The 13,240-nt window shown below is 68.4% G+C and carries 8 protein-coding genes; 4 read left to right on the plus strand and 4 right to left on the minus strand.

Translation table 11 applies throughout. From position 1 onward, the window contains the following. Positions 1-34 precede the first annotated feature (34 nt). The gene (locus tag OZ403_RS14610) at positions 35-1,849 is read left to right on the plus strand and encodes a flavin-containing monooxygenase (protein WP_268784449.1); all 1,815 of its coding nucleotides are present in this window, start codon (positions 35-37) and stop codon (positions 1,847-1,849) included. Then, the gene (locus tag OZ403_RS14615; protein ID WP_268784450.1) at positions 1,846-3,507 is read left to right on the plus strand and encodes an SMP-30/gluconolactonase/LRE family protein; all 1,662 of its coding nucleotides are present in this window, start codon (positions 1,846-1,848) and stop codon (positions 3,505-3,507) included. The genes OZ403_RS14610 and OZ403_RS14615 overlap by 4 nt, the downstream gene beginning before the upstream one ends. 16 nt (positions 3,508-3,523) lie before the next feature. Here the strand turns inward: OZ403_RS14615 and OZ403_RS14620 are convergent, their stop codons facing one another. Further along, positions 3,524-3,907 (minus strand): hypothetical protein, encoded by a 384-nt coding sequence (locus OZ403_RS14620; RefSeq protein WP_268784451.1) that lies wholly within the window; start codon positions 3,905-3,907, stop codon positions 3,524-3,526. A 249-nt stretch (positions 3,908-4,156) separates the two neighbouring features. Here OZ403_RS14620 and OZ403_RS14625 point away from each other — a divergent pair, with 249 nt between their 5' ends. Further along, positions 4,157-5,353, plus strand: coding sequence for an AI-2E family transporter (locus OZ403_RS14625; RefSeq protein WP_140790441.1), 1,197 nt, complete (start codon positions 4,157-4,159; stop codon positions 5,351-5,353). 86 nt (positions 5,354-5,439) lie between these two features. Here OZ403_RS14625 and OZ403_RS14630 read toward each other — a convergent pair whose 3' ends face one another. The 3 genes from OZ403_RS14630 to OZ403_RS14640 all read right to left on the minus strand — a co-directional run bounded on the left by OZ403_RS14630 (position 5,440) and on the right by OZ403_RS14640 (position 11,389). After that, positions 5,440-9,003 carry a PepSY domain-containing protein gene (locus OZ403_RS14630; RefSeq protein WP_268784452.1) on the minus strand — a complete coding sequence of 1,188 codons (3,564 nt, stop codon included), beginning with the start codon at positions 9,001-9,003 and terminating at the stop codon, positions 5,440-5,442. A 256-nt stretch (positions 9,004-9,259) separates the two neighbouring features. Further along, on the minus strand, positions 9,260-10,762 hold the full coding sequence (locus OZ403_RS14635; protein ID WP_140790445.1) for an ArnT family glycosyltransferase: 1,503 nt from the start codon (positions 10,760-10,762) through the stop codon (positions 9,260-9,262). Between the two features lie 63 nt (positions 10,763-10,825). Next, positions 10,826-11,389 (minus strand): ferritin-like domain-containing protein, encoded by a 564-nt coding sequence (locus OZ403_RS14640; protein ID WP_140790447.1) that lies wholly within the window; start codon positions 11,387-11,389, stop codon positions 10,826-10,828. 235 nt (positions 11,390-11,624) lie between these two features. Between OZ403_RS14640 and OZ403_RS14645 the strand changes: the two genes are divergently transcribed. Further along, a complete protein-coding gene (locus OZ403_RS14645) occupies positions 11,625-13,232 on the plus strand; it encodes a xylulokinase (protein WP_268784453.1) in 1,608 nt (535 codons plus the stop codon). The last annotated feature ends 8 nt before the right edge of the window (positions 13,233-13,240 follow it).

The raw sequence follows: 13,240 nt of genomic DNA on the forward strand, positions 1-13,240 counted from the left end.
GTGCGTGGCTCCCAACTCGAAAGGATGTGTGCGGATGACTGCGACAAAGCAGGATGGGCACGCTTTTTCTCCGGAAGCCTTGAAGGAGAGGTACCGCCTCGAGCGTGAGAAGCGGCTGCGTCCCGACGGCAATACGCAGTACATCCCCGTGAAGGGCGTCTTCGCGGACTTCGACAAGGACCCTTACGTTGAGCCTGGCTTCACACGTCCGGCGCTGGCGGAAAAGTTAGACGTCTTGATTGTCGGAGGTGGGTTTGGCGGCATGTTGTCGGCCGCGCGGCTGCGTCAGGCGGGTGTGGACTCCATCCGCATCGTCGAGAAGGGCGGCGACTTCGGTGGCACCTGGTACTGGAACCGCTATCCAGGCGCCGCTTGTGATGTGGAGTCCTACATCTACCTGCCGTTGCTCGAAGAGACTGGCTACATGCCCACGGAGAAGTATGCGCGGGCGCCCGAAATCTTCGCCCATTGCCAGCGCATCGGCAGGCACTTCCAGCTCTACGAGAAGGCGCTGTTCCAGACCCTGGTCCAGTCCATGGACTGGGATGAGGACGCCCGGCGCTGGAATGTCACGACGGACCGAGGGGACCGGCTGGCGGCGCGGTTTGTCATCATCGCGGGAGGCATCCTCCACAAGGCCAAGCTGCCCGGCATCCCAGGCATCGAGACGTTCAAGGGGCATTGCTTCCATACCAGCCGTTGGGACTATGCCTATACCGGTGGCAGCCCCACCAGCCGCATGACCCGGCTGGGCGACAAGCGCGTGGGTATCATCGGCACGGGGGCCACGGCGGTTCAGGCCATTCCCCAGCTGGGCGCAGTGGCCCGGAAGCTGTATGTCTTTCAGCGCACCCCCTCGAGCGTTGGCGTGCGCGGCAACCGGCCCACGGATGACGCCTGGGTGAAGTCGCTCCAGGCCGGCTGGCAGCAGGACCGCATCCGCAACTTCTCCGCGATTGTCTCCGGCCGCCCGCTGCCGGTCGACATGGTCCAGGATGGCTGGACGTACATCTTCCAGGACGGCGCGACCCAACAGGCTCGGACGCCCGAGGAGGCAGTCGAACTCCGCCAGTTGGCTGACTACCAGAAGATGGAGGAGATCCGCGCGCGGGTGGATGCCATTGTCTCGGATGCGGCGACGGCCGAGGCGCTCAAGCCCTATTACAACCCGATGTGCAAGCGGCCCTGCTTCCACGACGAGTACCTGGAGACGTTCAACCGGCCCAACGTCCAGCTCGTCGACACCGAAGGCAAGGGCGTGGAGCGGATTACGCCGACGGGCGTGGTGGTGAAGGGGAAGGAGTACCCGGTCGACTGTCTCGTCTACGCCTCGGGCTTCGAAGTCTCGGGTGACTACACCCGGATGCTGGGCTTCGACATCCGCGGCCGCGACGGCACCTCGCTCCGGGAAAGCTGGGCCGACGGTCCGGCGACGCTGCATGGCATGCACAGCCGCGGCTTCCCGAACCTGATGATGTTCACCACGACCCAGAGCGGCTGGGCCATCAACTTCGTGCACATCCTCGACGAGCAGTCCCAGCACGCCGCCTACATCGTCGGGCGGTGCCTGAAGCAGGGCGTGGAGGTCATCGAGCCGTCGGCGCAGGCACAGCAACAGTGGTGGGACGTGATTCTCTCCCGCCTCAGGACGGGGATTTCCTTCGGCGGGGCGGATTGCACGCCCGGCTACTACAACAACGAGGGCGTCAGCCCGGGGCCGAACGCCATCCGCTACGCCACCTTCGGGGGCGACACGCTCGCGTTCATCGACGTCCTGCGTGCCTGGCGTCAGGGTGATGGGCTCGTGGGCCTGGAGCTCACGCAGGGCAAGGTGGCTTCGAATCCATGAGTGCTTCCCTGTTCCGATGTGTCTCCAAGTCCCTGGCCGCCGGTCTGCTGTTGATGGCGGGCCCGGCCCTGGCCACCCCGCCCAAGTCCTACCGTCAGGAGGTGGTGGTGGCCGGCTCCCACTTCCAGGGCGTCCACGGGCTCGCCGTGGATGGAAAGGGAAACCTGCTGGCCAGCAACCTGCTGGGCCAGTCGGTCCACGCCGTCAACCTGAGCACGGGCGTGGTGAGCACGCTCGTGGGGCCTCCGCTGGGCGGCGCGGATGACGTGGCGCTGGGGCCTGACGGTTCCATCTACTGGACGGGTTACTTCTCCGGCCAGCTGATGCGGCGCACCCCGGATGGGAAGACGCGCGTCATCGCCAGGAACCTGCCGGGCCTCAACTCGCTGGCCTTCCGCGGCGATGGCCGGCTCTACGTGACGCAGCTCGGACGGGGTGATGCGCTGTGGGAGGTGGACCCGACCGGGCGCAAGCCGCCCCGGAAGGTCATCGATGCGCCCGGTTATCTCAATGGCTTCGAGTTCGGCCCGGATGGCCGGCTGTATGGCCCGCTCATCCTCAAGGGGCAGATTGCCCGCGTGGACGTGGACACGGGCCTCATCGAGAAGGTGGCGGAAGGCTTCACGGTGCCCGTCGCCGTCAACTTCGACGCGCGCCGGGAGAACCTCTACGTCGTCGACGCGGCGACGGGTGAGCTGGTGCGGGTCCGTCTGCCGTCGGGTGCCAAGGAGGTCGTCGCGAAGCTGCCCACCGGGATCGACAATCTGGCAGTGGGCCCGGATGACCAGGTGTACGTGTCCAACATGGTCGACAACGACATCCGCGTGGTGAATCCCGCCGATGGGGCCGTCCGCCTCCTGGTCGAATCTCGCTTGTCCGTGCCCTCGGGTATCGCCGTCGTGCCGGATGACCCCGAGGAAACGCTGTACGTGGCGGATGTGTATGCCCTGCGCCAGGTGGGCGGGCGTGATGGCCGGGTGACCCAGACGACGCGGGTCCTCTCGTCGCAGCTGAACTTCCCCATGAACGTGAGCGTGACTGCCCGGCATGTCGTGCTGAGCACGGCCTATCTGGGCAGGCACAGCACCCTCCAGGTGTTGGACCGCGGCACGGGAGCGCTCCTGCGGACCATTCCCACTCCGAATGGCGCGCAGGGCGTGGTGGAGCTGGAGGACGGCACGTTGCTCGTCGCCGAGGCCGCCACGGGCCGGCTCGCTCGTGTGGATACCTCCGAGCCCGCCGTCACCACGGTGCTGGCGGAGAGGCTGGGTGGGCCCGTGGGACTCGCGGCCGACACCAAGGCGAACGAGCCTGCGGTGTATGTAACGGAGGTGCGTTCGGGGAAGGTGACCCGCGTGCGTCTGTCGGATGGGGCGCGGCGCACGGTGGCCACGGGCCTCAAGGCGCCCGAAGGCATCGCGCTGCATCCCGACGGTGGATTGATTGTCGCGGAGGTGGGCCGCAAGCGGCTGGTGCGCATCGACGCGGCCACGGGCCGGGTGACGGTGCTCGCCAGTGTCCTGCGCATCGGTCTGCCTGAGAGCGAGGGACTGCCACCTGGCTACATCCCCACGGGCGTGGCGGTGGGCGCGTCGGGCACCCTCTACGTGACGTCCGACATCGAGAGCGCGCTCTACCGCTTCGTCCCCGTGCCTTGAGCCTGTGCGGCCACCGTCACACGGGGACTTCGAGGTTCATGGACAGACCCGCTTCGAACTCGGGCGCTTGCCGGAGCCGCTCCAGGACGATGCGGGTGCAGTGAAGCGTGACGAGGGGAATCGTCCCCGGTTCGCTGATCCACCGGACCGCGTCCATCAGGTGGTGGGCTTTCAGGAACGCGAGCACGGCGTCCCAGAAGCGGCGTCCCTCGTCGAGCGCGGCGTGGTAGGCGGACCGGCGGTCCGGGGCCGATGCCGAGATGGCATCGGCTCCACGCTTCTTGCGCGGCAAGGGCCGGTACGGCGCGGCGCTCTGCCGGGGCATGACGATGGCTTCAATCCACATCGCGTCACCCTCCACACTCCCGGTCCTCGGGTGGGTCTGGGGATTATCGGACATGGCGCGTGCAGGTTGCGCCCCCTTCAGCTCGCCCTCAAGGGTGGGGCCCACTTGCCCCCATGGCATGCGTTGCCTGCTTCGGGGCTCAAGGCTCGCTCGCACTTCAGGCGTGACAGTGCGCGCACGCCTGCTTGCTTGCTGGGGTGCGCTACGCCAACTGCTTGAAGTTGCAGGAGCGCCTGTCAGGTGACGCGGTGGTGTGCTCCGGGCCGCCTACCGTCCGTGCAACCACATCCTACCTTGTGAGGCATGAAGGCATCTCGTCGGCAGCTCCCCGTCTATGTGCCGCCGCGGACGGTCTGGGTCGTCGGAACGCAGGTCCTGCTGCTTATCCTGTGCTGGGCCGCGCTCCGGGCGCTGTACCCGGTGCTCACGCTGCTGGCTGTCGTGCTGCTGCTCTCCATCGCGCTGAGTCCGCTGGTGCGCAGGCTGACGCAGTGGGGGCTTCCTCGCGGCGCGGCTGTGGCCATCGTGGCGCTGGCGCTGCTGGGGATGATGGGTGTCCTGGTGGGCTCGTTGGTGCCCATGCTCATCCACCAGCTCCAGGGCCTGGTCCAGTCGATGCCCGCCATGCTTGAACGGCTCGCGCAGTCCCACTGGGTGGAGGAGCTGAGCGCGCGTTATGGCGTGCAGGTCCAGGCGGAGGACCTCATCCGCTTCGAGCCCTCGGACGTCGCGGGCCGCCTCATCAATGTCCTGTCGTCGACGCTGGGCCTGGTGGCGGGGGGCATCACCGTGGTGGTCCTCACGGTGTTCAGCCTGTTGTTCGGTGAAGACCTCTACGAGAGCGGCATCCAGTGGGTATCGCCGCGCCGCCAGCCTCGCGTGCGGTTGCTCATGTCCCGGATGCGCAAGGCCGTGGCCAACTACCTGGCGGGGACCCTGCTGGTGATGACCATTGGCGGAACGGTCGCCGCCACCATGGCGATCATCCAGGGCGTGCCGTACTTCCTGCCGCTGGGATTGATGGTGATGATGATGGGCGTCATTCCCTACCTGGGCAGCATCGTCAGCGCGGTGCTGGTGGGCGTCATCACCCTGGCGGCGGTGGGCCTCAAGGATGCGCTCATCGCGGTGGCCGTGTTCATCGTGTACCAGCAGATTGAGTCCAACGTGCTGGGCCCGATGATTCAGCGGCGGGCCATCAAGATGAACCCGCTGCTCATCTCCATCGTGGTGCTCTGCGGCGGCGCGGTGGCGGGGCTGCCCGGCGTCGTCCTGGCCGTGCCGCTGGCCGCGGCGGCGCAGGTGCTGGTGCAGGAGGTGCTGGGGCTTCGCCAGGAAGCGTGGCAGCGCAGCCATCGGTTGGAGGACTCGAAGCGGGAGCCGGGCCGAGGCGCGGTGGAGGAAGGGTTGCTCTTCGCGGGCCCCATGGCGGGGCCACGTCCGTCAGCGCCGCCGAGCAGAGAGCCACCACCGCCGCCGGACACTCCCTCGGCGCACTGAGCGCGAAAGCAGAAGGGCCTCCGGACATCGACCCGGAGGCCCTTCGCGTTCATTCCGCCGTCACGCCGGGTGACGGGGTTCGTTCATCAACGGGCCGCCTGCGTCGAGCGGCCCTGCACGCTGCGCGTCTTCTCCGGCGCCGAGGAGGCCACCGCGGCCGACACGCCGAAGACGAGGTCGTCGCGGTCGTTGTAGCTACCGGCGGTGCACGAGCTCGCGGTGCCGCCGTATCGGAATTGCGCGCGGATGGCGTGGTTGCCCGCGGTGGCGCCCAGGTTGAAGGTGTGCGTGAAGGTCCGCGCACCGCTGCCCGTGCAGGCCACGTCCGTGGTCAGCGCCGTCCACGACGGCGCGGAGGTGTTGGTCGTGTAGTACAGGTCGAAGCGGTCCGTGGTGCCCCAGCACCACACCGTCACCTCGGCCGTCACCTGCTTGCCGACGGAGAAGGCGCTGTGGTCCACCGTGCGGAGGACGACACGGTCGACGCTCTCATCGCTGTGGTAGGTTCCGGAGTTTCCGTCCGCGCAGGAGGCGTTGATGGTGTTGGGCTGGTTGGGCTCGGCGCCGCCAGACAGGGTGCCGCGGCCGTTGACGAGCACCGTCCCGGTGTCACACCCGCACACGTTGCCGCAGGACGGGGCCCGCAGCGTGGCGTTGTAGGTGGCGGCCACCGGCGTGCAGATGTTGGTGGTGGTGAAGCTTCTCGCCGTGCTGTAGGCGCTGGTGCCGCAGGAGTCGGCTGCCCGTGCGCGCCAGTAGTACGGGGTGCTGCTGCTCAGCGCTGGCGTCACCGTCCACGCGCTGGCCGTCAGGGCGGTGGCCGAGCGGACCACATTGGTGAAGGCCGAGTCCGTGGCCACCTGGACCTCGTAGGTGGCGGCGCTGGGCACGTCGCTCCAGTCGAGCGCCGCGGACGTGCCGACACCGGTGGCGCCGTCGGCGGGGCTGCTCAGCGTGGGCGCCGCCAGGGCGACGCAGCCGCGCGTGGTGAAGGTGGACGCCGCGGACCAGGCGCCCACGCCGCCGCACGAGTTGCTCGCGCGCACGCGCCAGTAGAACGGGGTGCTGGTGGCCAGGGCTGGCGACACCGTCCAGGTGCTGGCCGTCAGCGCGGTGGTGCTGGCCACCACGTTGGCGAAGGCCGCGTCGGTGGCGACCTGCACCTCGTATGTGGAGGCGCCGGAGACGTCGTTCCAATCCAGCACCGCGGACAGCTCCACGCCGGTGGCGCCGCCGGAGGGCGCGGCGAGCACGGCCGTGCCGGGCGCGGCGCAGACGGGCGTGGCGCACGTGCACGCGCTGGCGGCGCCGTAGCACGCGTTGGAGGACGCCGGGACGATGGAGTAGCAGTACTGCCGGCCGTTGGCGACCTCGCCGTCCGTGTAGGTGGTGCCGGTGACGGTGGCGACCTTCGCCTTGCCGAAGTCGCAGCCCGCGAAGCCCTCCGTCTTCATCACCCAGTACTGGGTGGCGCCCGCGGACGCGTTCCAGCTCAGGCTGACCTGCCCGTCACCCGGGGTGGCGGTGGTGTTGGCGGGCGCCGCGGTGGGACCGGCGGCACAGCCGCTGTTCGTCACCGTCGGGGTGGAGCACGCGATGCGGTGCCGGTTGTACGCCGCGTAGATGGCGGACATGTGCGGCGTGCCGTTGGCCAGGTTGCCGTCGTCGTCGTCCGCCGCCAGCCACTGCATGTAGCCGTTGGTGGCGCCACAGCCGTCGGACGTGCCCGCCGTGCAGTTACAGGCGTGCCACGTGCCCACGTTGCCGCTGCCCTGGTAGAACGTCTTGTTGCCCACGATGAAGGCGGTGTTGGAGTCGTAGTTGAACGGCGGCGCCGTCAAGTCGCGCGTGACGAAGTCCCAGGCCGCCTGACGCACGGGCGAGGCCGCGCAGTGGACCTGGCGGCTGCACGGGCCGGAGCCGGAGCTGCACATGGGGCACACGAAGTTCTGCGGCGTGGCGGGGATGTTGGGCACGCTGGCGGCCCAGTCCGCGTCACGCACGCCGGAGCACTTGGTGTTGCACCACGACTGGCCGGAGACCTGCGCCTCCTGCTGGTTGTAGCCCGTGCCGTCCGGCGTCAGGCCGCAGCCGGTGTTGACCGTCTGGAAGAAGCCATAGCCCACGCAGGACGTCTGCAGGCGGTAGATGGCCGCGATGTCCGCGTAGCCCTCCGACGAGTTGCTGAGCGAGCCGTTGGCGTCGAAGTCGTCGATGCCGTGGCCCCACTCGTGGTCGAACACGGCGCCAATCTCACCGGTGTTCCGGCAGCCGCCGCCGCTCCGGTAGAAGTTCACCGAGCTGCCGTTCCAGAAGGCGTTGCAGGTGCTGTTGATGTTGACGTTGGAGAGCAGCTGGCCCTGGAGCCAGGTGTTGGTGGGCAGCCACCCGCGGGCCTGCTCGGCCAGCTTGTTCAGCTCGTAGAAGCTGGAGCGGGACGCGGAGGTGTTGCCCGGCGAAGTGCCCGGAGGCACGTTGCAGTCGTGGCCGTTCCCCATCAGGTCGATGTTGCCCGAGGAGCTGACGTTGATGGCGCCGCACGAGTCGCTGATGCGCACGTACTTGCCCGCAAGCGTGGTGGTGACGGTGCCGGAGCTGTAGTTGAAGACGCCCGCGCCGTCCGTGAAGTTGTTCGGCGCCGGCAGGCCCGTATTGGCCCAGGGCATGGGCGAGTTGGGCTGTATGGTGCCGCACGTCTCGTTGGAGGTGCAGATGTCGATGTTGGTGGTCGGGTAGATGCCGCCCTTGATCTGCGCGTCGAAGTAGTGGTTGTCGTCCTCCACGGCGAGCACCTCGCCCGTTTGGGCGTCCACCGTCGTCTTCCAGCGCTCGTTGCCGCCGGCCTCGGAGAAGCCGTAGGTGTACACGAGCCGGTGCTCGTAGCCGGTGCCGACGGCGCCGTTGAAGGACTCGCCGTTGAGCGCCACGGGGGCAATCTCCAGCGTGGGCTGCTGCCACAGCGTCTGGGGACTGGTGCTCAGCCCCACGAAGCCGTTGCCGGACACCAGCGCGTCCTGCGGGGCCAGCCGGGGGCGGGTGTCGATGCGCACGTTGGCCCAGGCCTCGGTGCCGATGAGGATGAGGTTGCCGTGGCTGATGGTGGCCGCGATGCGCCCGTGGCGCACGGGGACGCCGTTGACCTGCTGGGAGATGTGGACCTGGATGAGGTCGTCGTTGACGTACGTCACCCGGGGGTTGCCCATCTGCATCAGGTCGACGTTGAACGCGGACTGGTTGTCCGCGATGAACTTGAAGATGATGTCACCGACGGCGGCCTCGTCCACGTTCGCGATGGAGCGGCCAATGGACTCACGGACCTGGTCCATGGTGACTTTGTTGTTGAAGCCGTCACCCGGGATGAGGGGAATGGTGCCTTGCACCGCGGTGGGCGTTCCCGTACGCGGGTCGACGTAGACGTTGAACTCGCGCCCATTGCGCTTGAAGAAGTCGTCCCACGCGTCGGCGCCGAGCGAGTTCATCTGCTGGCGGGCTTGCTGCAACGGCATGTTCTGGATGGGCAGGTACAGCTCTGGTTTGAAGAAAGCCTTGTCGGCGACGGCGCTCTGTCCCTTGTCAGGTGGCTTGAAGGCCCAGGCGGAGGTGGATAGGAGCAGGACGAGACATGCTGCTGACACCCGTGTGTGGCGCATGCGTTTCTCCTCTGCGGACCCGCGGAGGCACATGCCCTCGCGGTGGCTCCTGCACGGAGCACGTCAACGCCCATACCGGGTGTGAAATTAAATCTGAATACGTGGGATTCCGTTCGCTATTCCCGAAGAAAGTTTTGCAAGAATAACGGGACTTAGAAGTGTTCACTGGTGGCGTGCCTGGCGTTCGAACCGCCGTGCACGAACCGGGCTGTCATCCCGCGGGATTGAAGTTTTCCCATGAGGGCGCGAATCGCCTTCAGTCTGGCCAGATGCGCACCCAGTCATCCTGGATGAGCTTGCCGCTGGAGCGGTCGGTGCTCCCGCTGGCCATGAAGCGCCGGGGCGCGGTCAGCGCGAGCACGCTGGCCTCCACCCAGAAGAAGAGCAACGCGGCGGCGGCGACGGCGGGCAGCCGCGTGGCCCACCGCTGAGCGGAGGCGCGTGTGGCGAGCACCACGAGCGGAAGCAACAGCAACGGGATGAGCGCGGGAAAGACGGCGAGCAGGCCGCGCGTGTAGCCGAAGAAGGCGACGGTGATGAGGGCCCGGTGCAGCAGCACCGCGGTGAACAGCGCGAAGCCGCGCCACGCGGGCCGCAAGGACAGCGCGGCGCCCGCGAGCAGCAGCAGGGTGAGCGGCCACTTCAGCCACGCGCTCTCCGGCACGAAGACGTCCACGGGGGCCCGGGCGCCGTTCAGTCCCGCGGGCAGGTTGGAGGCCCCCAGACCCAGCCGGAAGCCGTCCAGCCAGCGGTCCAGCTTGGCCAACCACAGACGCGCCGCGTCCGCCGGGTAATCCCGCATCCACGCGAGCCCCTCCGCGTACCCGTGCAGCAGCAGGTGTCGCTGGGCGGAGTTGGCCACGTCCAGAAAGCCCTCCTGGCCCATCTGGTTGACGCTGTCGGGCGTGAAGCCCCCGGTGGCCGCGGCGTGGTTCGCCATGGCGAAGTTGATGGGGCCGTACACGGTGACGGGGGCCAGCACGGGCAGCGGCTCCAGGTGCGGCGTCCGGGCGTTGAGCTCCCGTAGCACGCGCGCGTTGTGGATTGCCCAGGGGGCCAGCACGACGGCGGTGACGAGCAGGGCCGCGCCCCAGCGCAGCGCCAGTGTCCGCGCGGGCATGGCGCCTCGGTAGAGCCAGGCCCAGGCGAGGAGGAAGGGCCAGAGGTACAGGTGCTCGGCGCGGGTGAGCGAGCCCAGGCCCATGACGGCGCCCAGCAGCACGGCGCCCGTCCACGTGGGGCCCGCGCGGTGCTGGAGCATCAGCGCGCAGGTGGCCGAGAGGAAGAAGACGTAGAGCACTTCGTTGCTGTACGTGGTGGACAGCACCAGCCAGCCGAAGCTGCACGCGAAGAGGGCGGCGCCCAGCAGGCTCCATCCGGTGCCCAGCACCTTGCGCCACCACCACCCCGTGAAGGCGACCGTGCCCGCGTTCAGCAGCGCCAGCGCGAGCTTGTACGGGTAGGCGCTGCCCTGCGGCGGGCCCAGCACGCGGTAGAGCAGCCCCAGGAGCCAGGGGAACAGGGGCGGGTGGTAGGGCAGGGTGGCGGGCCCGGTGTGCCCCCGCGCGAGGTCGGCGGCGTAGGCATGGAAGAAGCGCGCGTCGCCGTAGAAGAAGATGGAGAAGGGCCAGGTCCGGTCGGGCGACGCCTGCAGGTAGAGCCAGCGCAGCAGCAGGCTGAGGCTGAAAGTCACGGCGGCGCCCAGGGCCACCGGGTGCCGCCGACACAGCTCGCTCACAGCGGTGAAGCGCCTGCGCATGCCACCCCCCGGACGCGTTGCCCGCCACCTTAGCCAGGCGCGAGCGCGGCGGCCAGGCGGCGCTCAGCTCCGCAGGGGCGGCTTGCCCTGGTGCGCCACCAGCAGGTCATGCATGTCGTTGGCGTGCTCCTCCTCCTTGGCGAGGATGTCCTCCATCATCCGGCGCGTCGTCGGGTCATGGTTGGCGAAGTAGCGCACCATCTCCTGGTACGTCTGGATGGCAATGCGCTCGGCGATGAGGTTCTCCTTGATCATGTCCACCAGGTTCTGCCCTTCGGCGTACTGGCTGGCGCTGCGGGTCAGCAGACCTTCGGGATTGAAGTCCGCCTTGCCTCCGAGCTGGTTGATGCGCTCGGCGATGCGAAGCGCATGCTGCTGCTCCTCGCGGGCGTGCTCTCCAAACTCGTCCTTCACGGACTCGCTCTGGATGCCCACCGCGGCGACGTAGTGGTAGGTGTAGCGCAGCACGCAGACGATTTCCGTCGCCAGCGCGTCGTTGAGCAGTTTGATGGTGGCGTTGACGTCGCCCTCGTAGTCCTCGGTGATGGCGCCTTCCTCCAGGTGCTCCCGGGCGCGGCGGCGAATCTCGGTGATGTCCGTGAGGAAGGGCTGCTGGGCTTCGGCCATGGTGGTCCCCCTGTTCTGGGCCTCGCGCAAAGGTAGGAAGGGCGGGGCGAGTCGCAGCCACCCACGGGAGGAACGGTCCGCCACCACGCCCCGGGGGCGGACGAGGGCTCGGGGACTTCTTCCGGGCTTTCAGAAAAACGACGAACTTCCACGCGTCGGTGGCAGGCTGCACGCGTTCGTTTCCTAGACTCGGCCGCCGCGGCAGTCGCCCGCCCGGTCTGTCTTGACGCCCGGCATGGAGGGAAGTGTGTCCCACGCAAGTGAACAGTCCATCCTGGCCATCGACCTCGGGACGTCCGCCGTCAAGGTGGCGGCCGTCACGCTGAGGGGACGGATTCTGGGCGGTGACGTGGAGCCGCTGGAGCTGTCCCTGCTCCCGGATGGGGGCGCCGAGCAGCAGCCGGAGGCGTGGTGGCGCGCCATCGTCCTGGCGACGCGGCGCCTGCTGGCCTCCGGGGCCGTGCGCGCAGAGGACGTCATCGGCGTCAACTGCAGCTCGCAGTGGTCCGGCACCGTCGCGGTGGATGAGTCCGGCACGCCCGTGTGCCCCGCGCTCATCTGGATGGACTCGCGCGGAGCGCCGGATGTGAAGCGCGCGGTGGGCGGCTTCCTCTCCGTAGAGGGTTACGACGTCCGCCGCCTGATGACGTGGATTCGCCTGTCGGGCGGAGTGCCCAGCCTGTCGGGCAAGGACCCGGTGGGCCACATCCTCTACCTGCGGCGCGCGCGCCCGGACGTGTACCGCCGGACGTACAAGTTCCTGGAGCCGAAGGACTGGCTCAACTTGAAGCTGAGTGGCCGCTGCGCCGCCTCGTATGACTCCATCACCCTGCACTGGGTGACGGACAACCGCGCGCTGGGCCGCATCGCCTATGACGACCGGCTGCTGAAGCTGGCGGGGCTCGAGCGGGAGAAGCTCCCGGACCTGGTCCCTGCCTCCTCGGTATTGGGGCCGCTCCAGGCGCAGGCCGCGAGCGAGCTGGGTCTGCGTGAGGACGTGCAGGTGGTGACGGGCGCGCCGGACATCCTCGCCGCCGCCGTGGGCTCTGGGGCAGTGGGGGACTTCGAGCCCCACCTGTGCGTGGGCACCTCGTCGTGGCTGTGCTGTCACGTGCCCTACAAGAAGACGGACCTCTTCCACCAGATGGCGTCCCTGCCGTCCGCCCTGCCCGGGCGCTACCTGCTGGCCAACGAGCAGGAGTCCGCCGGCATCTGCCTCACCTTCCTCAAGGACAACATCCTCTATGGCCGGGACGCGGAGGCGGGCACGAGCGGTGACGCGCCGGACCTCTACCGGGTGATGGAGGCGCAGGCGGGCAACGTCCCCGCGGGCAGCGACCAGCTCATCTTCCTGCCCTGGCTCAACGGCGAGCGCAGTCCGGTGGACGACAAGTCGCTGCGTGGCGGCTTCTTCAACCAGTCCCTGAAGACGACGCGGGCGCACATGGTCCGGGCGGTGATGGAGGGCGTGGCCTACAACTCGCGCTGGCTCTTCACCTATGTGGAGCAGTTCGTGGGCCGGCGGTTGGACTCGCTGCGCATCATCGGCGGCGGGGCCCGCTCCGCGCTGTGGTGCCAGATTCACGCGGACGTGCTGGGCCGCGTGGTGCAGCAGGTGGATGAGCCGGTGCTCGCCAATGCACGAGGCGCCGCGTTCCAGGCCGCGGTGGCGCTGGGGCGGCTGACGGTGGAGGAGATTCCCTCGCTCGTGCCGGTCGCCCGCACCTTTCATCCGGATTCGAAGAACGCGGCGCTCTACGACGAGCTGTTTCGCGAGTTCGTCAACATCTACAAACACAACAAGGCCATCTTCGCGCGGCTCAATCGCGCGCGAAGCGCCTGAACCCCCAG

Origin of the sequence: Myxococcus sp. NMCA1 (assembly GCF_026810205.1) — a bacterium.
Classification (GTDB): Bacteria; Myxococcota; Myxococcia; order Myxococcales; family Myxococcaceae; genus Myxococcus; species Myxococcus xanthus_A.

Coding starts and splice junctions, on each gene's coding strand:
- OZ403_RS14615 (WP_268784450.1), top strand. CDS start 1,846: ATGAGTGCTTCCCTGTTCCGATGTGTCTCCAAGTCCCTGGCCGCCGGT.
- OZ403_RS14645 (WP_268784453.1), top strand. CDS start 11,625: ATGGAGGGAAGTGTGTCCCACGCAAGTGAACAGTCCATCCTGGCCATC.
- OZ403_RS14635 (WP_140790445.1), bottom strand. CDS start 10,762: ATGCGCAGGCGCTTCACCGCTGTGAGCGAGCTGTGTCGGCGGCACCCG.
- OZ403_RS14620 (WP_268784451.1), bottom strand. CDS start 3,907: ATGTCCGATAATCCCCAGACCCACCCGAGGACCGGGAGTGTGGAGGGT.
- OZ403_RS14610 (WP_268784449.1), top strand. CDS start 35: ATGACTGCGACAAAGCAGGATGGGCACGCTTTTTCTCCGGAAGCCTTG.
- OZ403_RS14640 (WP_140790447.1), bottom strand. CDS start 11,389: ATGGCCGAAGCCCAGCAGCCCTTCCTCACGGACATCACCGAGATTCGC.
- OZ403_RS14630 (WP_268784452.1), bottom strand. CDS start 9,003: ATGCGCCACACACGGGTGTCAGCAGCATGTCTCGTCCTGCTCCTATCC.
- OZ403_RS14625 (WP_140790441.1), top strand. CDS start 4,157: ATGAAGGCATCTCGTCGGCAGCTCCCCGTCTATGTGCCGCCGCGGACG.